Source organism: Rhodococcus rhodochrous (genome assembly GCF_900187265.1).
Classification (GTDB): domain Bacteria; phylum Actinomycetota; class Actinomycetes; order Mycobacteriales; family Mycobacteriaceae; genus Rhodococcus; species Rhodococcus rhodochrous.
Genome location: NZ_LT906450.1, coordinates 1,653,089 through 1,676,756, shown reverse-complemented (window position 1 = coordinate 1,676,756; position 23,668 = coordinate 1,653,089). Strand labels below are relative to the sequence as shown.

The following is a 23,668-nucleotide window of genomic DNA, read 5'->3' as shown; positions in this document are numbered from 1 at the left end:
TGTCATTTGCGCAAGAGTTGCCTCGACTTTCGAACGAAACCTTGCGGCACTTCTGCCCCAGAGGCTGTTACCGCCGGGAACACCCACCGATCACTCGCCGTCCGCATACACCGTGTCGGGACGTGCCGGGTGGTGGCGCCGGGCGTCGTACGGTTCGAGCCAGACCTGCACCGTCGCGAACAGTCCGCGCTGCGGGAGCCGGAAGTCGCCGAAGCGGTCCTGCCGGGTCAGTGGACCTTCCGGTCCGAGATCCACTCCACGGACGACGGCACGCTCGGTGTGCGCGGCCCACAGTTGCCGCGGGTTGGCCCGGAACCACTGCCCGTTCGGCAGGTGCCCACCGAGTCGCATCCGGCCGGCGCCGAGCACCGGTCCGGCGACGCGACCCATCGCGGCCAGCACCGTCGGACTGTGCCAGAGGGAGTCGGGCATCAGACTGCCCGCCGCGTTCATGACGGTGGTCGCCCGCGAGGTGGTCATCCGGAGGTCCCACTCCAGTTCGGTACCGACGGTCACGTGCAGGTCGGCCGGGCCGGTCCACTCGGCGCGCACGTCGGTCTGCTCGGTCCGGCTCAGCGCGCGACCGAGATAGCGCGGGCAGCTCAGCTCGGCCGGGACGTCGCTGTACACCGTCCATGTGCCGTCCGGGTCGCGGTGCCACACGGATGTGAAGCCGTCGCCGATGCTGTTGGTCGGGAATCTGCGCAGCGCGAGATAGTGGCCGCTCGCGAACGGCGCGCCGATCACGGCGTAGCCGGCGAAACGCTCCCCGGAAACCCGGGGCAGTTCGCAGGACTGCTGGGCGGCTGCGTGCGGGGTGATGGTCATGTCGTCCTCCTCGATTGCGGGTACTTCGATCCTGTGCTCGCGGCGTCCGCACGTCATGAGGCCGCTGCCTCATCTTTCGGACCGGGCATCGTGCGAGGACACTGATTCCATGACGTCCACGGGTGACGGTCCGCGACGGGCGGAACTGGTCGCCGCGCTGTCCCTCGCCATCGATCTGGGTCTCGGTCAGCCGATGGAGCACATGCTGCGCTCGGCAGTGATCGCCACGCGCATCGCCGACCGGATGGGACTGAGCGCCGACCAGCGGGACGTCGTCTTCTACGCCAACCTGGTGGCCTGGATCGGATGCCACGCGGACTCCCACGAACTGGCTCGGATGTTCGGCGACGACATCGCGTTCCGCGCCGATACCTACGCGGTGGACATGACGGGACTCCCCTTCTTCCGCATGCTGATGGGGCACAGCGGGCGGGGACTGCCGTACGCCGAGCGCTTCCTCCACGCCACGGCCTTCCTGTTCACCGCGCGCCGGCAGGTGTCCGATCTCATCCGGTCCCACTGCGGGTCCGCAAGTGTTCTCTCCGATCGCGTCGGGCTGGACCCTCGGGTGAGCGCGATGCTGACCTTCACCTTCGAGCGCTGGGACGGTGCGGGGCTACCTTCTGGCGTTCGCGGTGACGAGATTCCTGTCGAGATGCAGATCGTGCAGCTGGCCGATGTCGCGGAGGTGTACGTCCGTCTCGACGGCCCTGTGCAGGCGGTCGCTGTCGCTCGTGCGCGGAGCGGAACCCAGTTCGGCCCACGTGTGGTGCAGGTGTTCGTCGACGACGTCGACGCCATCACGGCGGGTGTGCTCGAACAGGACGCGTGGTCTACGGCGCTCGCGCAGGCATCCGATCACGACTACACCCTGAGCAGACCCGAGCTGGACGAGATGTTGCGTGCGATGGCGGATTTCGTCGACCTCAAATGTCCTTACCTGTTGGGGCATTCGAGACGCGTGGCGGATCTGGCGGCGGCCGCGGGCCGGCATCGCGGACTTCCGGTCGCGGAGGTCGAACTCCTCTACCGCGCGGGTCTCGTGCACGGACTGGGACGGATGGGTGTGCCCAATCAGATCTGGGAGAAGGTCGGTCCGCTCACCACGGCGGAATGGGAGCGGGTCCGCTTGTATCCGTATCTGACCGGACGGATCCTCAGCCGCGTCGGCGGGCTGGAGTCCGTCGTCGCCCCCGCTGTGACGCATCGCGAGCGACTCGACGGTTCCGGATATCCCGGCGGACTCCGGGCCACCGACCTGGGCGTGACGGCGCGCATTCTCGCCGCGGCGGAAACCTACCAGCGGCTACGAGAACCTCGACCGCATCGTAGAGCTCTGACGGCCGAGGCCACGGCCGCCCGGATGTGCCGCGACGCACAAGCAGGCCGGTTCGACACGGAAGCGGTCGAGGCCGTGCTGCTCGCGGCGGGGCACCCGACGAAGCGACGCGCGCCCTGGCCTGCGGGACTGACGGGTCGCGAGGTGGAGATCCTCAGACTCGTCGCTCTGGGTTATTCGAACCGGCAGATCGCCGACGAGCTGGGTATCGCCCACAAGACGACCCGCAATCATGTCGAGCACGTGTACACGAAGCTCGACGTCCACAACCGCACGCAAGCCGGACTCGCCGCCATCGACCTCGGCCTCAGCTGATTTATGTGGATCCGGCCCCGCTTTCCGGGGTCGAGCCCACACGATCAGGGTCCGCATCAGACGATGCGCCAGATGTATGCCGACGTACTACAGGACTGGGTACTTCCTCGCCTCCGCACGCGACGGCGCGACGAGCCGGAAGATCTGGTGTTCTCGACCGACATATACGCCGTCGAGAACACCGGATCGGAACGGCGTCCTTGTCCCCTTACCGCGGGTCGTCGGAGTGGCTGACGATATTGACGACCGTGCCGTCCGGTGCGCGCACGAAGAACCGCCGCACTCCCCACGGCTCCGTCGTCAGCGGATACACGATCTCGAACCCGCGACGCTGCGCCTCCTCGTAGGCCGCTTCCACCTCGTCGCCGACGTGGACGGAAATCGCCGAGTCCACGGGAGCCGTCTCGTCGCCACTGACCAACTGGACCACGGCACGACCATCCGGAGTGGCGAACCGCGCGACCCACCCGAGATTCATCTCTTCGACGCTCAGCCCCAGATAGTCCGCGTAGAAGCTCCGCGCCTCCCCGATATCCGGGACGTTGATGTTCGTGGTGATGCCGGTCGGACGCATGCGGTCACTCCTTCGACGATCCTCGGTGGATTCGACCCCGCTCAGCGGGGTTCATTCCACACAAATCGGGCTGATGGGTCATCTCGAATTCGAGTACACCACTACCCGCGCTTCGGAGTCCCGAGAATGAGTACGCAACCCGGACAGTGGCGACTGTTGGACGAAGCCCAGGCCGCCGCACTCTCCCTGGCCGACGAATCGCACACCCCGCCCCGAGAAGGACGAACTCACCGTCGCTCTGCGGAAATTCATCCGCACCAAGGGCGCCGACTACCTCGATGATCCGAACGTCTCGTCTGTCGGCGTCGGATACAAGCATGTGGACGGCAAACCCACCGGCGGGCTCGCCGTGCAGTTCACAGTGAACAAGAAGGTATCGAAGCCCAAGGCTCTCGAAGCACTGGGCACCTCCCCGCTTCCCGAGAGCATCACCGTGAACGGTGTGAAGGTCCCGACCGATGTGATCGAGCGGTCGTACGAACCCGCATTCGATCGCGTCCCGGAAGCAGCGACGCCGCCCCGGAAGACGCGACTGGATCCGATCGTCCCGGGTGTGAGCGTCGGGCACACGAGTGTCAGTGCCGAGAACCTCGACCAGCTCGAGGTGCTCGACCTCGACAAGTTCCGGGTCTTCCACGTTCCGCTGGCCGAGATCGAACAACGCGCCCGGCTGCGGTTCCCGCAGGCCATGCGTGATGCGGATCTGCAGGTCGCGGCGGAGACGATCGCCGAGCCACTGGATTCGGTGGCCGCCATCCACTGGTGACGTCTCGCATAGGCTCGGGAGCGGTTGCGTGCCTTTAACTCTCGCGCGCTGAACCGAGGCTCGCCCCGCGTGTAGCGCGAGCGAACCTCGGTTCAGCGCGTCGAGTTGCGCCTGTTACAGTCTCCGCGCCGGTCCCGAGGGGGTCGAGATCAAGTCGAAGGGGGCACGTGAAATCTTTTCTGCTGCGCAGGGTGCTGCCGATAATTGGTGGGATAACGGCGCTGCTGCTACTTCCTCGAGTGTCCGCGCTCCTGGGTCCCGAGATTCCATCGGTACCGACCTTGGTACCGACGACATCCGCTCCATCCACACAAACGGGCCCACGAACCTCTCCCCCGCCCTTGCCGGAGGGGTTCCCCTCGATGCTGCGTCCGCCGCCTCAGATGACCGTCGCTCCGGGCGAACCACAACCGATCAGCACCAGGTACGGTCTTACGTACGACATTCCGCCGGACTGGACCAACGACTACCGCTCTATTGCCGGGTGGTCGAGCAAGGACGACCGGGCGATCTTCGGGGCAATCGGGCATTTCGGCGAAGATTACTGCTCGGCGATCGAAGGCGCTCAGCTGGCGATGTCGGGTGCTGCAGGTTCACGAGATCTCGACCTTCTTGCCGTCGCGTCGAAGGAGATTCGAGCTGTTGAGTGGATCTTCGACGACGATGCGGGCACACTACCGACGGTCGAGTACGCCGAACCTGTGTGGTTCGAGGTGGCCGGCCGTCCGGCCGTCCGACTCTCCGCCCACGTCACGGACATCCCGCAGGTCAGCGAGTGCGACCCCGAAGCCGCCTTATTCGACATTGTTGCGACACCTGGATACGCCACTGCGGAAACCATGGTGCTGATGGTCGAGATACACGAAGGCATCGACGGCGCATACGATGTCGGTGTCGCAGACGAGATCATTGGGACACTCCGGCCGACGTAAGCAACTTACCAAGGCCAGCACCACCTCGACCGACCTGCGAAGTCCACGATCGGCAGCGTGCGGCCACGCACCACGCTCGACGAGTCCAATGGGGCCACCTGTTACAGTCTCCGCGCTGGTCTCGAGGGGGTCGAGATCAAGTCGAAGGGGGGCACGTGAAGTCGTTTCTGCTGCGTAAGGTGTTGCCGATCATCGGCGGGATAACAGCACTGCTGCTACTTCCTCGGGTGTCCTCGGTTCTCGGTCCCGAAGTCCCGTCAGTACCCACCTTGGTGCCGACCACCGCCGCGGCACCGGACCCCTCCACACCGCAGACCACGCGACCTCCCCTTCCGGAGGGTTTTCCCTCCATGTTGTTTCCCCCACCGAAGATCGACGTCGAGCCAGGGCAACCGCAACCGATCGACACCAGATACGGCCTCACCTATGAGATTCCGGCGGACTGGAAGAACGACCACGGCGCTAGCTCCGGATGGTCCGGTGAGGAAGGCCATGCCGTCTACGGCAGCGTTGGTTCGTTCGGCTACGGGTCCTGTCCCGAAAAAGACGGAGGCTGGCTGGCGATGTCCGGCGTGGCGGGCTCGCGAGATATCGACCTCGAAACCGTTGCTACCGAGAGGATCCGAGACGTCGAGTGGATCTTCGACGACAACGCCGGCACGCGGCCGACAATCGAGTACGCCGCACCCGTATGGTTCGAGATCGCTGACCGCCCCGCCATTCGAATTTCCGCCCGTATCACTGATATTCCGGAGGTCAGTGGTTGCGAACCCGACGCCGCCCGGTTCGACATCGTTGCCACCCCGGGCTATGCGACGGCGCAAACCGTGGTGTTGATGGTGCAGGTCAACGAAGGCGCGTACGACGTCGATGTCGCCGACGACATCGTCGCCACGCTCCGACCCACCTGATTCGATTCCAGAGGATGAAGCAATGGTTTACGAGGAATTCAGAGCAGTTCCCAAGCAGGTAGCAGGTGTTGCGGTGCTCTTCGAAGACATTGCAGACGACGCACTGGCTTCGGCGGACTATCTCCGTTCCGAATGCAGTGTTCAACAGGGATTGGGGGCAGGGGTACTTGCACTGCTGAGCGACCCGCTGGCAGCTACCGCGGATTTCATGTCGACGCGTTACGCAGATCTGTCCGACGTTACGAGAACGACGGGTGTGGAACTGAATCGAACTGCATGGATGTACGCCGACCAGGACGCCAGAACATACGACGCTCTCAACGCGAACATACTGTTCGAAGAGCTGATCGACGCCCACTACGACTCGTACACCCCAGCGCCCGGTCCCGCAGCTCCGTTCATCGACCCGGAAACCTACCGCAAGGCCGAGGAAGTAGACCTTTCGCTGCCCGAAGTAGGAGCCGAGGATATTCGGCAGGTCATCGCGGACGCAGCAGGTTGGCTCGGAGACGTAGACGACGCGATTCACGCTGCAACGGGATGGAGTCCGCTCCTGCAGTTCGTGGAGCCTTTGACGGGAAACTGGAACGAGCTGAAGCGTATCGGCGACGCATATCGCATCGCAGCCGAAGGTATGGAGACATGTGGTTCCAACGTCCGTGCAGGTTATGAACAACTCGATCCGCATTGGGACGGTGCCGCTGCTCAATGTTTCACCGAGCACGCTGAACGCCAAGCGGCAGCTATGGAGTGGGAAGGCCCGGTAGGCCGAGTAGCGAAGGAGATGTGTTTCTTCACCTCCGACAAGGTCAGGGATGCTGCAATCAGTGGGGTTCGGCGACTCGCCACGATGCTGGAAGCGGAAGTCTCACTCGAGAACACCACCCAGGCATTGAAGTTCGCCGTCAAGAAGATCCCCTGGATCGGCACGTACATCCAGGTGAACGCCATTGTCGAGATCATCGAACAAGCGGCTTCGCAGATCGATGATCTCGTCAATAGCGTGCAGAAGATGGTCGAGGCGCTCGAAGGATTCCTCGCGGCGATGGCATCTCCGTCCGGTTATCTCAACGAGAAGTTCGAAGAGAAGCTTGCACCGATAACCGACGCCTACACCGACACCAAGACGAAAGCCGAACTCGCCATGGATATCGCCAGTGTGGCCGATGCAGGCGATACGTACAACGCCCCCAAGTCCGGATATGTCATCGGCGACGATCCCTGGGCGGATGCCGTATGAGGGACGTCCCGCTCCACCTGGAAGCAGCCGTCCGCAGGATCCAGGACGCCGGACACGCCATCGACACCCGCCGCATCCGCGCCGACCAGGTGAGCAACGGTGACTGGGATACGCGGATAGACGTCGACGAAGCACTGATGAGCCGGCTCGCCGAAACCGACGCCGCATCCGACGCGCTCCGAGCCTTCGCGGCCCGCGTCGACGCAGACACCGCCGAGTGGCGCGACATCGAACGGATCCTTCGCACTCTCCCACCGGAGGTGATCGAACTGAAAGCATCGAAGCATTACCGCTGGCGTTGGGATCATCAGCCACCTGTCGCAACTCCGGTCGAGGACGAGCCAGGGCCGTACAGAATTCCCTGGCAGCGATGATCGACCATCACGTGCACTCGTTGTAGAGCTATCCCTGCGGACGTGGATTGCGAGCTGGTGCAGCTCCTCCTGATTTGGGTCATTCCAGCCCCGGATAGCGGGGCTGGAACCACCCAAGTCGTCGTCGTGTCGCATCGATGGCCAGGATCTCGCGCAGCGTCAGATCGTGGTGGCTGCGAACTCAGTGCGTAGGCGATCGAGTCGTTCTGGTGTCAGGGCTGTCGCGAATCGCTTTTTCTTACCGCCACTCGACGGATGGTCGAGATAGACGAACGCTCGGGGGCGGCCGTCGTGAACGAATTCGGCGTATCGGCGCTCTCCGTCGAGACCCAGGTCGAACAGTTACGGGACCCCCCGAGCCGTGTCCACGCCGATGACCGCAAAGACCTGAGCTTCTGATGCGTACACCAGTCGGGTGAGTTCACGCCATCTCACCGCCGCTTCATAAATGCGGTCGGTCATCGACGTACGCGGGACCCGGCCTCGATGGCGAGGTGTTGCTCTGATGCCGATGCAGGGTTCGGTGCGTTGTCGCCTGCAGCTATCGCTTTGGGAGCGAGGCCATTGTCTATAACGAACGTCATCAGTCGCTCGAGAGAGTCCTTGATGTGACGCAGCATTATCAATCGGGGAGACTTGGGACCGCTGAAGGTTTCATATCGATTGATCTGCGCACTGACCCGGGTTTGGGCATCGGCAAGCTGGTACCACAGGCTCCCATCGAAGGGAAGATCAAGCATGCGGCGGGCATGCTCGATCGTTACCCGCAGCACGAGGGTTTTCAGATCGACTTCGGGATTCGATTCCGCACCTCCCCCGGTCACCGCCGCAGCGGTCACCGCCGCTCCAGCTCCGGCGAAGCCGCTGAGCATCGCCAAGCCGCCGACCATCCCGCCCGGACCGAACCCTGCCAAACCCCCGACGATAGCGGCGGCGCCGGCTGCTCCGGCTGGAGCCGCGACCATCAATCCGACCGGTCCCGCAGCCAGCAATGCCACACCGGCCGCAGCGGTCAACACTCGTCCCCATGGAACCCCACCCCGCCGATCGAGAACACGCTGAACGTCTTCGGTAGCACGCACAACCTTCTCCCCGACATCAGTACCGAACCCGAGTGCGACCGCCATGTACGGAATCGCTCGCATGGGAGCCCGATCGATGTCGATCTCGAAAGGATCGACGACGTTCGTCATCGCCAGAACCGCAAGTTCGCCGACCGCTTCGTGCAACTCCCATCGGTGCGGAACCGGCGGCAGGTCCCCTTCGGACAGGCAACGTAGCTCCGCCGGCAAGGGCTGTTGACCCACTGCAGCGAGTTCTTCGATCTCCGCAATCACCTGGTCCTGTCGCATCTGCAGTGCCCCGGCGAATCGTGCGGCAACCTCTTTGTCCTTGATGTGCTTTGCCACTGCGTGGCCGTAATGCAGGAGCAACAGCACCGATGCTTGGGTGTCGGTCATGCGCACTGCAACGTCTGAGGAGGAACGGACCAAGTCTCGACTCGGTCGAAGAACTTGAGCCACCAGTCCTGCTACTGCTGGATGCCCCAGATAAGTGGCGGCTCCGTGCTCCAATACTCCGATGTCGATAGCAAAGTCCTGGGCCGCGGGAAATGTCGAGCCTAGACCTCGACCACCGGTGACGATATCGGCCGGATTGAAGAAGTTGCTCCAATCATCGACTCGCGCGTACGGAAATTTTTTCAGCAGGCGTTCGCTACCCTCGTGCAGCGACGGCGCTGCGGCGGGACTACCTATGGTGAGGAAACGACGCACGTGCACGTGCTCGGGTAGGTGATCCAGCAGATCGATGGCGATGACGCTACCGAGGCTGTGGCCGATCAATACGATTTCATCACCGAATTCTTGATCGAGCAGGTGGCGGAGTATTGCGCCACGTAGCGGTTCGTTGCGCACATATCGGCGTACCTGGGTCAGGTCGTAAGCGGGTACGTTCTCGACCGCGAAACCCTGCGCCGCATGCAGCGGACCGTCAGGAACGAGGTGAGCACCGATACCTGAGGGAGCACTCGAAAGTCCGACCGCTCGTTGGATACGGGCTTGCCGTCGCGCGAACTCGATTCGCGCCGATGCGTCGTCCTTCGCGCGATAGGTGACCGGCGGCATCTTTGCGCCGATCCCGTCCGTGGACAGGATCGCACTGTAGCGCGGAGCAAGAGTTTCCGCCCGGCTGAGAGGTTCGTATCCTGCCTGCGTCAGACCTCGATTCAGACCCTCCAACCAGCCGGCACGCGGATCGCCATCACCGATCCCATGAAGAAACACGACCTTGAGTCCCACACCCCACCCTTTCCATACCCAGGCCCGACTGCCAGAAGGTACCGCAGGCAGCGGACACGAAGATCATCAGAAAACACGTATGCAGCCGAGCCGCCTGGCGCGCGACTGCGTGTGTGCGGACCGAAGCGGGACCAAGTTCCGAAAAGGCGTTGACCACCCAGTCGTTCTCGCAAACTTTGAGCACCACCGCGTCGGCGGCGACGAACGTGCACAGTAACCTTCCGCGGCGTACACACGTCGATTGGGTAGCAGAATGTCTTCACTGCGCGATCCGGTCCTGGCGGAAGAGTATCCACGCCTCCAGTAACGTCATCCGCCAACGTCAGCTGCCGAATGTCACGTTCGGCCGTTCCGCAGCGATAGGGGCGAGTAGGCGATCCGTCGGTTCCGGCTGATATACGTCTGCAGGTGCACAGAAGGGGTGGAACGAAGTAGTGAGACACGACTCGTTGTGGCAAGAGAAGACCGACGAACAGTCCGGGCTCCGGGTTCGGATACTCTTCCAGCCGGCAGTCAACCTGGCACTGGTCCACAACTCCGTCCCGATGATCTCGGAGCTTCGCGTCACGAACGCATCCGGTAGGCCCGCGGTCGACACGACCGTCACCGTCCGCATGCTCGGCAATGGTGAGGAGCTCGCGCCGGTCTGGACCCGGACACACGACGGCGACCTTCTCGACGGCGCCGAGACCTACTGGGACGACTTTACGGGCTTCGTCCCTGCGATCCCCTATCTGCGTGCACTGAACGAAGCGCACCCGGCGACCATTGCAGTCACCGTGTCGACGATGTGGGCACCCGATCTTCATCTGACGATTCCGATTCGGGTCCTCGCACACAACGAGTGGTTCAACGCCCCGATCTTCTACGACAGCCTGGCTGCGTTCGTCCAGCCCAACACGTCGGCCGTGCAGTCGGTTCTCGGCGATGCTGCCGAGCTACTGCGCGCGAACACCGGCAGTTCGTCGCTGGAGGGGTACCAGAACGGTCCGGAACGAGCTGCGCTCATCGCCGCAGCCATCTACGAATCGCTGCGCGCCCGAGGAATCCGATACATCGATCCTCCGGCCTCGTTCGAGAACACCGGACAGAAGGTTCGCACCACGGCGCAGGTCCTCGAACAGAGCTTCGGTACCTGCATCGACTTGGCGGTCACCTACGCCGCGTGCCTCGAAGAGGTCGGGCTCCGGCCGTTGCTCTGGCTCGTCGACGGTCATGCATTCGCCGGGTTCCTGAGTGGCGACGTGTCCCTCCCCCATCCGACCATGACCGAGCCGAACGCACTCGTCAATCTCGTCGAGTCGGGCAAAGCCGTAGCAGTGGATGCCGTCTACTACAACCAGGCCGAAGCCGGAGACTTCAAGGGTGCGATGAAGCGGGCTCGGGAGTACTTTGCAACTCCCGAAAAGCTGAACGGTGTTGTCGACATCGTCGCGGCGAGGAAGAGTGGCATTCGTCCACTGCCCTCGACCGATGAGGTTGCGCCGACACCTCAGCCTCGTCCGGCGGATCTTCACGACGTCGTTCTCACCCTTCCCGACGAGCTGACGGCCGGCAGGAATGCCGACGACCTGGTTCTCGATACCACCGATCACTCGCCCCCGAGGGTTCGCAAGTGGAAGCGTGCCCTGCTCGATCTGAGTACCCGAAACCGCCTGTTGAACCTGCGGCCGTCGGCCCAGGTCATCGATCTTCACGTACCTCAGGGCGGGCTTTCAGAGCTCGACGACATCATCCATTCCGGCCACGCGATCACTCTCGTCCCGCACGACGAACTGGCGTCGATCCACGAACTGCAGGGTGCACGGCGCGCCTCCGAGATCGAATCCGATGTGTTGCTGTCCTATCTGACCGACGACCGTCGTATGTACGGCGCGATTTCACGCGACCTGTACGCGAAGCGGTTCAAAGAACTCTCTCGCACGGCACGCACCATGCTCGAGGAAACCGGCAGCGCCAACCTCTATCTGACGCTCGGTGCGCTGATCCACCGCACGTCCACGGGCGCGGAAGCCCGCGCTCCCCTCTTCTTGTTGCCGATCCGTATCGTCGGCGGAACCGGGCGGAAGCCGTTTCAGATCACGGTCGACACCACCGAGGTGGCGACTCCCAACCATTGCCTCGTCGAATGGCTTCGCCTCAAACACAACGTGTCGATCGACGCTCTCGAGTCCCCGAAACTGGACGACAGCGGCCTCGACATCGATCATGCCCTCCGCGGTATCCGGGCTGCGCTCGTCGAGAACAACATCGACCTGCGGGTCGACGAGGTTGCCACCGTCGCGATCTGCCAGTTCGGCACCTTCGGGATGTGGAAGGACCTCAACGAGCACTGGGACATCCTCGAGCAGAGCCCCATCGTCCGGCACCTCACACACCATGCCGGAGAGTCGTTCCGCGACCCGCTCGGCAACGAGAGCCTCGACAGTGTGAAGGTGGACGAGGCGTCCGTTCCCGTCCCCATCCCTGCAGATGGATCGCAACTACGGGCGGTCTCGCTGGCCGCATCCGGACGCACATTCGTCATCGAAGGCCCTCCCGGAACCGGCAAGTCCCAGACCATCACCAATCTGATCGCTCACGCGCTCGAGCGCGGAAAGACCGTCTTGTTCGTAGCGGAGAAGCAGGCCGCGCTGGACGTGGTCAAGAAGCGCATCTCGAAGGTCGGCCTGAGCAACTTCACGCTCGATCTGCACGGGAAGAGCCAGAGCCCGAGCGCAATCCGTGAACAGCTCAAAACGGCCATCGACAACAACCTGTACTACAACTCCCACAACTGGGACGCGAAGGTTGCCGAATACAGGTCGAAGTTGGCGCCCCTGGCCGACTACCCGAACAAGATCCACAGCCGCAACGGCATCGATCAGTCCTTGTGGCGCGCCTTCGAATCCGTCCTCGAGGTCGGCGACGGACCGATTGCGCCGATCCCCGCCTGGTATGTCGCACGACCCACTCAGCCTTGGGCCACGATTCGAGACACTCTCGAGCTCTTCTCTCGTGCCGCTCATTCCCTGGAGATCCGCCTGGGTTCTCCGTGGTCGCTGGCCGGGTCGATTCCGCCCGGAATCGAAGACCAGCACGTGTCTCTCGCGGTGCTCCGCTTCGCGGATGCCATCGACGCAGCGTTGACGAGTTCTCGTACGCGCGCACTTCTCGAACGGGTACAGGCACCGGACGATGTCGTCGCGCTGCTCCCCCAGGCGCGCCGTCAGCTCGGCCGTCAGATTCCCGACGCGGCGACGCTCGCGTGGATGCGTAGCCCGCAGTTCGCGGCCGGACGTGAAGCGCTCTTCGTCGACATCGACCGTGCACATCAGAATTGCGCGCCCGTGTTGCGCACCTTCGTTCCGATGTTCTTGGAGTCGGGCGACATCGAGTTCTTCATCGCCGAGGCAGAGGAGTGCGACAAGGGCCTCTTCGGTAAGAAGAAGAAGGCCGAGCAGTTCCAGCGGAGCCTCGCACCGTTCGCCCACCCGGATGCAGACCTCGCACCCCAGGCCGTGCTTCCGTTGCTGCGGATGATCCCCATGGCCCGCGAGCAGGTCGCCCACCTCCGCGCAGCCGTGCGCGACCTCCTCGGCCCTTTTGCTCCGGCCACCTGGAATCCGCTCGCCCCCACATGCGCCGACGATCTGCGGCCGGTGTTCGAATACATCGACGACACCATCCGTTTCGTCGACGAAGCACCGGGGCTGTGGAAGGAGCTCGAATCCGCCGGTTTCCTGACTGAACCCGAGATTCGGGCACTCGACGAAACCGCCGGCGCTTGGGTGAGTCTGCGTTCAACTCTCGGATCGTCCGATGCTGATGTGGCCCGTTGGGTGAACGGCGACCACTGGCTCGCGGCGTGGCAGCGGGACAGCCACGCAGTGCGAGAAGAGGCGCAATACGGCGGTTGTCAGCGTTTTCTCGCGTGGTCACGGATGTCCGCATATCTCGAGCCCCTGCGTCGCGCAGAACTACACGACTTCGTCGAAGCCCTGCTCACCGGACGGATCCCGGCGGCAGTGGCACCTGTCGCCTTCATTCGCGGCGCGGCGCGCGCTTCGCTCGAAGAGCGGCGACGCACCACCGGCGTCGTCAACTTCACCACCGCCCTGCGTGACGGTGAGATCTCGGATTTCGTGCGGAGCGCAGAGGCGCTGCGCGACGAGCAGGTCCGGGCACTGCCGGCCGCGTTGCTGTCCCGGCGGCCGTTCCAGGCCGGTGCGTTGCAGGGTGAAGTCGGCGAACTGCGCCGGGCACTCGAACGTAAACGCGGTGGCGCGACCTTCCGTAACCTCATGGCCCGGTATGCACGCCACATTCTCGCTGCGACGCCCTGCGTTTTCGTCAGTCCGACGTCGTTGGCTCAGTTCATCCCGCCGGGCTCGGCCACGTTCGACCTGGTCGTGTTCGACGAGGCGTCTCAGGTGACCGTCGCACAGGCCATCGGGGCGCTCGGCCGGGGCCGCGCGGCCGTCATCGTCGGTGATTCGCAGCAGATGCCGCCGTCTACGTTCGGCCAGGTCAGTGCAGTCGACGACGACGAGGTGGACGAGGACGGGACGATCGCACCGGAGGATCTCGAGAGCATTCTCACCGAGTGCGTCGAGTCCGGAGTTCCACGTCTGTGGTTGTCGTGGCATTACCGCAGTCAGGACGAGACGCTCATCAACTTCTCGAACCAGAAGTACTACGAGGGGCGCCTCGCCAGCCTGCCGTCTCCCGGCGGGGACGACACGGCAGGTGTCGAGTGGCGACGCGTCAGCGGTCACTTCAATCGCGAGAATCGCAAGGACGGATATCGCACCAACCGCGTCGAAGCAGAAGCCATCGTCGAGGAGATCCGCACGCGGCTCGCAACCCCTCGCCTGGCGGGTCAGAGCATCGGCGTTGTCACTTTCAACCTCCAGCAACGCGTCCTCGTTCAGGATCTCCTGGAGGCATGCGACGACCCCCTCGTCCGCGAGCAGCTCCGGCCGGACAAGGAAGAGGGCATCTTCGTCAAGAACCTCGAGAACGTCCAGGGCGACGAACGCGACGTCATCCTGTTCACCACAGCGTTCTCGAAGAAGCCCGGTGAGTCCCAGCTTCCGCTCCAGTTCGGTCCGCTGAGCCGGTCGGGTGGCGAAAAGCGCTTCAACGTCGCCATCACGCGGGCGCGTCGCAAGGTCGTCATCTTCACATCGTTCGATCCGTCCGACATCGATCTGTCGCGCACCAAGTCCGTGGGACTCGCACACCTCCGGGGCTACCTGGAAATGGCGGCGCAGCGGGTGGCGCCCCGCCCGTCGGTAACCACGAACGACAACGTCGACGCCGTCCAGCGCAGCATCTGCACGGCCCTCGCCGACCGCGGGTATGAGGTGACCACGAACTACGGACTGTCCGAGTTCGTTCTCGACATCGTTGTGCGAGAGCCCGATTCCGCGCATTGGCAGGTTGCGGTGATGCTGGACGGCCCGCGTTGGGCCGGTCGCCCGACGGTGTCCGACCGCGACCTCACTCCCCGCCTGCTCGAAACTCTGATGCACTGGGGTTCATCGGTGCGGGTGTGGCTTCCCGAGTGGATCGAGAATCCCGGAGCGGTGCTCGATCGCATCGATACTGCTGTCGATACAGCACGTGAACGACGGCGTCAGTACGAAGAGCAGCTCGCAAGGGAAGCCGAAGCGCGCGCGATCGAGATCGCGGAGTCGGAAGCGCGCGCCGCAGAAGAGGTCGTCGTCGAAAACCTCGATGTGCTGGCCGATCTCACCTTCGAGAAGGACGAGCCCGAGCACATGCCTGAAGCCGGCGCGGCGTTGGAGGAACGGCACGAGCTCGTCGCAGGTGCCGCGACGATGACAGCCCCGGCACTTCACTTCGACGAAGATGTGGTGCCGTCCTCCACCGAACGCGACTGGCACGGTCGCGGCGTCGCATATACCTGTGCCCCGACCACTCCCCTCGGAGAACGCGACGATCTCGATCGCGTCAACTCCGCTTCGGTGCGACGGGTCATCACCGACGCGGTGCGTGAAACGGTGGAGATCGAAGGTCCGATTCTGCTGGACAGATTGACACGGGTCGTCGCGAGACGTTTCGGGTTCGAGCGAGTCAAGGCAGCACGGAAGGCGTTCGTCGGCGAGTGCGTACCACCCGAATTGATTCACGCCACCCCGTTGGGCAGCTTCGTATGGCCTCGTCAGTTGGACCGAACCACCTGGCGCGGGTTCCGCACGACGCCTGACGATGTGACCCGCTCACTCAACGAGATCGCGCCCGAGGAGATCGTCAACGCAATGAATGCAGCTTGTATGGGACGGGAACTCGATGTCGAGACCCTCATTCGGGAGACTATGGCTCTCTTCAACCAGAGTCGACTCGGCGGGCCCAGCCGAGATCGTCTCGAAGCGTGCCTCGATCTCGGCCTGGCGAACGGCCGGCTCATTCAGGTAGGAAGGACGATTCGCGCGGGAGCGTGAGTGCAGTCCTGTGCATGCGGGGAGCGTCCCCGAATGTCGAGTAATTCCAATCGGATTTGACGTAGACAGGATCAACCTTTGGCCCATTGGTCTTCCGGATACGCGGACTTCCATGAGGAGCTGTACGCAGCTCCTCCTCGCCCTGTAACACCACCGGCGCTGCCGTGCTCCGACTGCCACGCAACCTTCACTACGCTCGCAGACCTGCGGGAGCACGTGTTCGTGGCACATCCCGTTGCTCACCCCGTTCTGCTCCTGAGAGGAAGACCGTGCGGGAACAGACGGGAGCTGGTTCAGGTCCGAACCGACCCGGCGGACTGGTCGCTCACGAACTGCACGAGGGCACACCTGAACGGAATCGACGTCGACCCTGACGAGGTCGGTCGTCTTCTGTCCGTCGATCGAGGGATAGTCGAAGTGCGACTGGGCAACGACCGGTCGCAGAGAGAATACGAGTTCGACTTCGCTATCGCTGAGGAAGCGGATCTTCGCGGCGTAGAGGAGGAGCTTGCTCGCTTCATCGCAGACGGAGTTGTCAACTCGAGTTCGATCAACGCATTTTTCGAGCGGACTCTCGCCTTCCCGACAGCCCGGAACTACGCCGGAGGAATTACCGAGTACCTCTATTGGCTCGCAGGGCGCGGGCAGGTCCTCGACGCCACAGCCGAGGTCCGAAATCGTGAAAAGCTCAACAAGGCTGCCGACATGCTGCGCGACCTCCACCGCCCGGCTTCCCTGGCCGTCACCAGCCTGATCTCGTTCCACTTCAATCAGTTCGGTGAGGCCGCGCATCGCGCCCTCAGCCCACACCTTGGGATGGTTGCGGAACGCCTGGGCCGGATGCTGACGGTCCGGACGACCCCAGCAGACTTGATCGAGATTCCCGGCACACCTTCACACCTCGAACAGTTGCTCGCGGATGATCGGACCCGAGATCTCATCAAGTTGTGCAGTCTCCCGTTGTCCAGCGCAAGCTCTGCGGAGGTCTCCAACTTCGACCTTGCGACGGTGGACGGATACGACCTGACCAAGGCAGCGCTCTTCATCACGGAACATCATCTGGCGACAGGAGACCCCCGCGCCGCACCGCTCGTACGCGCGGGTAGTAAGAATGGTCTGCCCGACCATTGGGTGAACGCCCGTTTGGATTGCATTACCGATGAAGGACCCCCATGGAACACGGCTCCGGCAACAACCACTCCCGTAAGCGGCGGAATGCGAATCACGCACAGCCGCAAGACAACGAAGGCCGCTCCGGCGAGCGGAAAGGCGAGCACGACGGACGACAGCACGCCGAATCGCAGGATGCCCAACGTCAAGGGGCAGGCCAACGCGCCAAGCGAACCGTCAAGAAGCACGGAGCGACGCACTCCGGCGGGCACCACCAGCGCAAACACTCCGACAAGCACTCCTACTCCGCGAAGGAACAGCGAAACGTCGAACAGCCGCACGGGAGCCGTCCCGACAACGGGACAGCCGGTCCCCGCGGAAACGGCGAGGACAGGCGCCAACGGCCGAACCACAGGAACAAATCGAAGCCCTCGGCCGCGGCCAGCTCCTCCGGTCTTCCTGGAACCGACCGTTCCGCCGACCGAGAACCTCGAACCAACGCTCTCGGGCCGGGCCGGCGCCGACGCAAGGACAACCAGAATCGCCGATACACCCCCGTGGGAGACATCAGCAAACGCGCTGACGTCCAGCACCCCGTCAAAGGCACCGAAACCGACGGAGAGTCGGCCGAGCACAGGTCCGTTGCTGGACCGACTCCTGCCGTGGCGGAAGTCGAAATCACGATGACGGGTCCCTCGTCGGAGGTGTCGGCGGCATCGCCGCATACAGAGCCGACGGACGCCCCGGCGTCGTCGGACGAAACAACATCCACGCAATCCGAGACCACCGAGGTTGCGGAGGTGGGAGTCGCCACTCCCTTCTCGCCAGTCACTGAAGCCGGCGAAGAATCGGCCGCACCAGAGTTGGTTTCCGAACCAACACATGCCGTCTCGCTAGTCACAGTAGACGAGCAGTCTCCCGCTGTTGAGACGACGTCGCCGTCCTCCGACGTGGTCAACGCCGAGCGCACCCTGGACAAAGCTACAGGCACGGACTCCGAAATCGAGGTTCCGGAAGGCGACACAACCGCCACAACGGAACCGGTTGCCGAAGGATCCGAGCCGGCCGACTACGTGGCCACCTCGGTTCCGAACAGCAAAGCGACCGCCGTCGCTCCGTCAACCGACGAGACAGCAGCTTCCGTAGCGAGCTCGAGTAACGATGAGGGCGCCTCGGAAACCGAGAAAGTTGACGCGGAACCGACTGAGGAGGCCTCCGGTGCGCCGGCGACCAATCCGACGGATGACCCGCTGCCAGTCGTCGAGGTGGGAGCATCCGAGCCCAACCAGAAGCCGACCGACGTCGCGTCTGCTCCGAGCGAGGCCGCTGAGAAACTGACGCTCGATGCTGTCGAATCGTTCAGTGACTTTCTCCGATACCTCGAGGAACTCGACGGCGACCTCAAACCGTTCGAGATGCGACGGAGCACTCCCGCACGCATCGCTGTCGCCAAGCCGATCGACTTGACGCCGCTTCAGGACCGTATCGCAGCCGTCGCTGCGCGCGACACCAAGCTCGCGACCGCCCTCGCGTTGCTACTCACAACCGAGAAATCGGAGCTGAGCGGTACAGCGCGGAAGAATATTGCAGAGCTGGCAGCCCGAATCCTGACACAGCACCCAGCGTTCATCGGCGACGAACCGCTCCAGGACCGAGTGGAACTACTCCGCACCGAAACGGCCGATACGGAGACGCTTTCACAGACCGTCGTACGGGTCGAGAACCTCGTGGGCCGTCCATTCGACGGGCGAGAGTCGTTGAAGGCACCCACCTTGCAGGCATTGCAGGACAACGCCGTTCACATTGTGGTCCTTCTTGCCGGTTCCGCCGCACAATGGGATCTCTCGCAGTACATCGACGCACTGGCAGACGAGGTCTGGGATGCCCCGTCTGTTCAGTCCGGTACGACGGCTGATCGAGAGAAGCTCGCGACGATCCCGAAGAGCACGCGCCGAGCGGCAGCGGTAATCGTTGGCTCTGCGCGCGAGCGTATTCGTGCAGTCGAATCGGAGCGCGATTCCGCACTTGCCCGAGTCGACATCGCCCACGCCGAGAATGCGCGGCTCATGGACGAACTGGCGACCGTTCGCGGTCGAGTGAAGGAACTCGAACTCGAGTTGTCAGGGGTCCGCGCAGCTCTCGACGAAGAAGTCAACGCGCGCAGAAGTGAACGAATGAGCTCCACGAACTCGTTCGAGATTCTTCGAGTTGACACGGCGAAGCTGATCGCCGATCAGATCGAGGTACTCGAAGACGCACTCGATGCTCTCAAGCACGGACATACCCAAGTCACCGACGAATTCGTGTCTCGCTCGGTGATCAAGTTCCGGAAGGGCTTGAATGCCCTCCAGCCCGACGCGGTAGAGGACAAGTAGGGACACAGTATGACTGTTGTAGGTTTCGACTTCGGCACTACGAACAGCTTGGTGTGCGTTGTCGACTCGGAGAAGGTCCATGAACTTCTCGATGACCAGGGGCAACCGACGCCTTCGATTGTGAAGTACGAGGGCGTCCAGAAGTTGGTCGGCGAAGAGGCCAAACTTGCCCTGGACGCCAGCGGCCTCGGAGTACACGGCGATTTCGTGAAGTCGCCCAAGACATATCTGGGTGACGAGACCATCACGGTAGGTGGGGTCGAGATGAGCCCGGTCGACGTGGCGCACGATGTCATCGAGCACGTGAAGGACCGCGCTCTCGCTTCCACCAGAAATCCCGGATTCTTATCCACCATTTCGGACGCTGTCGCGACGATCCCGGTCGATATGAATGGCCACCGTCGTCGCGCACTGCGCGAGGCATACGCCCGCGCAGGGATTCGAGTCGTCCAGTTCGTCCACGAACCGTTCGCAGCGCTTTACGGACACTTCCGACCCAAACTGGGAACTGATTTTGTCCGCCGATTCGACCGGAAGAACATCCTGGTAGTCGACTGGGGTGGCGGCACTTTCGACCTCACGTTGTGTCGACTCGAAGACGGGCGGGTCGTCCAGCTCCAGAACAGTGGCACCGGCGCATTGGGTGGCGACATCTTCGATGACGCTCTTCGGAACTGGGTGCTCATGCACGCCACCGACGAGCCTGGTGATGTGGACCCAGATCGTCGACGACAGCTTCGCCACAAGTGTGAGAATCTGAAAATTGCGCTGTCCGAGGAAGAATCTGCAACGCTCTACATCCGGAACTTCAATCCGGACACTGGAGCCGCGTTGATGCACCAAGTGACCCGATCCGACCTCGAGACCATCTCGAAGCCGCTCATCGATCGAGCAATGGACCATGTGGTCTCCCTGCTGGATGCGGCGCATATCAGCGACTCGCAGGTCGCGCTATGCCTGGTCACCGGGGGCATGTCCAGGATGCCGGCGATCGCAGCTCGACTCAGGGAGTTCTTCGGGGCACACCGCGTCGAAGTTTCGAAGAACAGCGGCACGCTCATCGCTCAGGGCGCAGCGTGGATCGCCTACGACCGGCAGCAGCTGCAGTTGGCGAAGGACATCGAGGTTCGCTTGGCTCGTGGTTCCTATCATCGGTTGCTACGCGCCGGTACTCAGGTGCCGTTCGAAGGACAGGAACTGTCGGGCAATGCCGTGGAGCTGTACTGCGCTGATCCTCGGGACGGCCATGCCAAGTTCCAGTTCTGCACCCCGAGCCGTCCAGGGGGCAATGCGCAGCGGTCGGATCCCCGCGACGAACTTGGGAACCTCAGTATCGATGTCGACAAGCATGCGAGGCCTTTCATCGAGCGCTTGACGCTACGAACTGTCGTCGATGCCGACGGCGTGCTGCATGCGACCGGAAGATCAGAGCTGCGAAAAGTCCCCGAGACGGTGTCACTCCACGATCTGGAGTTCGGCATCTCCCTTGGCTCGGCAAGTGCGGTGTCCGGAATTGCAGACGATCCGGGTCCGCCGGTAGAGGCCAGGGAAGAAGCTTCTGAGCGTGGTGCGGTCGTGATCCGCGCCAACATCGCTGATAAGAAGGATGACTCGTACGTGCCCGGCGAGCTGCTGTACACATACAACTCGACGTACTTCAGTCGCGCGAAGAATCCTCCGCAGGTCCAGGTCGACGAACGCCTCTACTACCAGCCCTGCGGGGTATGTAAGCGTCGGTCGAACGATCCTGAGTGTCGCTGCGGATCCAAATAATCGGCATCCGGCCGCGGCGGGCTGGTCAGCAATGACGCCAACCCTCCGCGGCCGGATGCATTGGTTCGTCGGGAGTATTCTTGACGCTGAGCGACTTTCAAGAATTCTCTTGCACACTTGTTCGAGTGATGACAAGATCTCGAGATCGTCACCGATCCGCGTGACCTCACAAGTGAAGAAGGCCCGCCAGGAGCGGCAACTCCCGACGGGCCGGATGTCCGACTTATAGGGAGTCGAACGTGGGCCAGAATACCCTGGCTGGCGGCGTGCGTCGTGGACCGCGCCTGGCCAGCAACTTCACCATCCTCAGCAACGCCGGCATCAACGACGAGCGCCTGTCCTTCCGAGCACGCGGTGTTCTCATCTGGTTGCTGTCCAAGCCGGACGACTGGCGTACCCGATCCGACTCGATCGCCGGCCAGTCGCCGAAGGAAGGCCGCGACGCCATCCGCTCTGCCCTTCGTGAGCTCGCCGAGCTCGGCTACCTGATCCGCGAGAAGATCCAGAACGAGCGCGGCCAGTGGATCACCATTCAGACGATCTACGAGGAGCCGCACGTCCAGCCGGGGCCTGAAAATCCGACCCGCGGCAGCGCGGACGTCGGAGAACCAGGCTGTCTTTTAAGTACTGATTCACCAAGGACGGAAACCAACCGCACGTCCCAGGTCTCGAACGCATCGCACAGTCCCGAGGTCGCCCGGTTGTCGGCGGCATGCAAGCAATCCGGGCTGACAGCAACATTCGCGTACCTCAAGCCGGATGCCGTAGCCACGATCGAAGCGTTGATCTCAACGCACGGTGTCCCGACGCTGGTGGCCGCAGCGAAGGCAGCGCACCGGCCCAGCGATCCGATGCGGTACGCGCACGCGTGGCTACCGATATGGCAGGGACTGTCCGTTCCACGGATCCGACCGGCGAAGTGCAGTGCGTGCGACGAGTACGGGTGGCTACCGGACGACGCGCACGGCAGGGCGGTGAGGTGTCCCTGCCGAGCACGTCAGGCGGCATGAGGGGGCAACGGACGACTCCGGTCGTGTCGCAAGCTGTTCAGTCGGTTCCGGCAGCGAACGCCCCCGGCGTTCGTCCGGATCCTCGATCAGCCCGCCAGTCGCCGACGCCCTGAAGCTGCCGGCCCCACCGGACCGATGGGCGGTGCCGAAGAGCGCTTTTTGGCACCGTGCTGCTTGAGCCAGAAACTGTCCCCAATGTTTGCCACCGTCGACACCCAGCCCGCAGCCTGCTGCAGACCTCTGATCCGGATCCACTTCTGAGTACCGGGAGGCAACGCTGCGACGATGTCACCGGGTTGCTGCATAGCCATGCCGGCATACCGCGATATCGCGCCACCCCGCTGACGACGAATACGTGAGGGTAGACCTCACACACCAGTTCACGACCTGAACGGAGATAAAGGGAAGCCCGCACCTCGAACTCCACCGTTCGCTTATCCCGCGATCTCAAACGACCCTCGACGTCGAGGAGAGCGTCCGTCACCGACTCAGCCGGCAGAGACCAGCGACAGCGACGCCGCTGCGCGATCCACTCTTCGGCCTGTCGGTCACCCCGGAGCATTTCGACCCAGTCGACCGCAACCTCGACAACTTCATCCTCGACCACGAAGATGTCGTTTTCCTCTCCGGACTCGATCGAGGTAACGTCGACCGGCACGTCCGGCCAAATTCTCGCCGCCCCACCCCCTGTCCAGAACACCCGTCCCGTTTCATCGACGAAAACGTCGGGATGCACCTCACACGCCCGTACCCCTGTGGAGGTCACCGCATGGCTGGCGCGCACCTCGAACACCATCTCTTACTATCTCCTGCCTACTTTTCGAAGGTCCGTAAAACCCGTAGGCCGAAGCGCTAGGCACTCGGGCTCTCTAGAAGGAAGCCGCAGCACGATTCGCGCGTTTCCTTTTCATCGACTCCGCCATTGCTCCCGGTGCAATCTCACCCGCTCGCTCTGCCTCGGGTCGAATTCGATATCCACGCGGCGGCCGCAGAGCGCCTCGTAGGCAGGATAAGCACGAACTTCTTCAGCGATGTCGACGACACCGTCAACGACGAGAAGACCGATGTCGAACAACTTGTGGATATCCCGCCGCGACAATAGGCCCTGCGCGACGAGCTTCCCCAGTCACCGAGTAGATATCGAGACGACACGCTTCCAGCATCGCTTCGGATGCGAGAACTGTTACTGCGCAGCGTGTCCCATACTCTCAAAGAATCGAACACCGGGGCTCGCGTGGAACGCACGAACCCCCGACCTACGATAAGCACCGTGCCCTACTCCGCCGGCGGAGCATCACGTCGGAAATCGCTCGCCGCGGCGCCCCGACGGCTTCCGGAAAGCGACCACCGACGCCCCTTCCTCCGAATTCGG

General features: G+C 63.1%; 14 protein-coding genes. 11 read left to right on the top strand and 3 right to left on the bottom strand.

The features are described 5' to 3' along the window. Positions 1 to 90: 90 nt before the first annotated feature. Entirely contained in the window at positions 91 to 828 is a 738-nt protein-coding gene (locus CKW34_RS07640) for a hypothetical protein (protein ID WP_231921845.1), read from the bottom strand. 109 nt (positions 829 to 937) lie between these two features. Here CKW34_RS07640 and CKW34_RS07635 point away from each other — a divergent pair, with 109 nt between their 5' ends. After that, on the top strand, positions 938 to 2,482 hold the full coding sequence (locus CKW34_RS07635) for an HD domain-containing phosphohydrolase (protein WP_059383601.1): 1,545 nt from the start codon (positions 938 to 940) through the stop codon (positions 2,480 to 2,482). A gap of 208 nt (positions 2,483 to 2,690) precedes the next feature. On the opposite strand, the gene CKW34_RS07630 is transcribed toward CKW34_RS07635, so the two are convergent. Further along, a complete protein-coding gene (locus tag CKW34_RS07630; RefSeq protein ID WP_059383600.1) occupies positions 2,691 to 3,056 on the bottom strand; it encodes a VOC family protein in 366 nt (121 codons plus the stop codon). 319 nt (positions 3,057 to 3,375) lie between these two features. On the opposite strand from CKW34_RS07630, the gene CKW34_RS24640 reads away from it, so the two are divergent. The 5 genes from CKW34_RS24640 (at position 3,376) to CKW34_RS07605 (ending at position 7,279) form a co-directional block, all read left to right on the top strand. Then, the gene (locus CKW34_RS24640) at positions 3,376 to 3,822 is read left to right on the top strand and encodes a hypothetical protein (RefSeq protein WP_059383599.1); all 447 of its coding nucleotides are present in this window, start codon (positions 3,376 to 3,378) and stop codon (positions 3,820 to 3,822) included. Positions 3,823 to 4,205: 383 nt separating this feature from the next. Next, positions 4,206 to 4,754 carry a hypothetical protein gene (locus tag CKW34_RS24285; protein WP_059383598.1) on the top strand — a complete coding sequence of 183 codons (549 nt, stop codon included), beginning with the start codon at positions 4,206 to 4,208 and terminating at the stop codon, positions 4,752 to 4,754. 155 nt (positions 4,755 to 4,909) lie between these two features. Further along, the gene (locus tag CKW34_RS07615; protein ID WP_231921843.1) at positions 4,910 to 5,665 is read left to right on the top strand and encodes a hypothetical protein; all 756 of its coding nucleotides are present in this window, start codon (positions 4,910 to 4,912) and stop codon (positions 5,663 to 5,665) included. A gap of 22 nt (positions 5,666 to 5,687) precedes the next feature. Beyond that, the gene (locus CKW34_RS07610) at positions 5,688 to 6,905 is read left to right on the top strand and encodes a hypothetical protein (RefSeq protein ID WP_064059917.1); all 1,218 of its coding nucleotides are present in this window, start codon (positions 5,688 to 5,690) and stop codon (positions 6,903 to 6,905) included. Beyond that, on the top strand, positions 6,902 to 7,279 hold the full coding sequence (locus tag CKW34_RS07605; protein ID WP_059383596.1) for a hypothetical protein: 378 nt from the start codon (positions 6,902 to 6,904) through the stop codon (positions 7,277 to 7,279). The genes CKW34_RS07610 and CKW34_RS07605 overlap by 4 nt, the downstream gene beginning before the upstream one ends. Positions 7,280 to 7,737: 458 nt before the next feature. Here the strand turns inward: CKW34_RS07605 and CKW34_RS07600 are convergent, their stop codons facing one another. Beyond that, positions 7,738 to 9,579 carry an alpha/beta hydrolase family protein gene (locus CKW34_RS07600; RefSeq protein WP_174479659.1) on the bottom strand — a complete coding sequence of 614 codons (1,842 nt, stop codon included), beginning with the start codon at positions 9,577 to 9,579 and terminating at the stop codon, positions 7,738 to 7,740. A gap of 434 nt (positions 9,580 to 10,013) precedes the next feature. Between CKW34_RS07600 and CKW34_RS07595 the strand changes: the two genes are divergently transcribed. The 5 genes from CKW34_RS07595 to CKW34_RS07575 all read left to right on the top strand — a co-directional run bounded on the left by CKW34_RS07595 (position 10,014) and on the right by CKW34_RS07575 (position 22,296). Beyond that, on the top strand, positions 10,014 to 16,028 hold the full coding sequence (locus CKW34_RS07595; protein WP_059383595.1) for a DUF4011 domain-containing protein: 6,015 nt from the start codon (positions 10,014 to 10,016) through the stop codon (positions 16,026 to 16,028). 417 nt (positions 16,029 to 16,445) lie between these two features. Then, positions 16,446 to 17,825 carry a hypothetical protein gene (locus CKW34_RS24280; RefSeq protein ID WP_155418962.1) on the top strand — a complete coding sequence of 460 codons (1,380 nt, stop codon included), beginning with the start codon at positions 16,446 to 16,448 and terminating at the stop codon, positions 17,823 to 17,825. Continuing rightward, positions 17,801 to 19,513 carry a hypothetical protein gene (locus CKW34_RS07585; RefSeq protein WP_155418961.1) on the top strand — a complete coding sequence of 571 codons (1,713 nt, stop codon included), beginning with the start codon at positions 17,801 to 17,803 and terminating at the stop codon, positions 19,511 to 19,513. The genes CKW34_RS24280 and CKW34_RS07585 overlap by 25 nt, the downstream gene beginning before the upstream one ends. A gap of 9 nt (positions 19,514 to 19,522) precedes the next feature. Continuing rightward, positions 19,523 to 21,286, top strand: a complete 1,764-nt coding sequence (locus CKW34_RS07580; protein WP_059383592.1) for an Hsp70 family protein — start codon at positions 19,523 to 19,525, stop codon at positions 21,284 to 21,286. A 239-nt stretch (positions 21,287 to 21,525) separates the two neighbouring features. After that, the gene (locus CKW34_RS07575) at positions 21,526 to 22,296 is read left to right on the top strand and encodes a helix-turn-helix domain-containing protein (RefSeq protein ID WP_080968351.1); all 771 of its coding nucleotides are present in this window, start codon (positions 21,526 to 21,528) and stop codon (positions 22,294 to 22,296) included. Positions 22,297 to 23,668 lie beyond the last annotated feature (1,372 nt).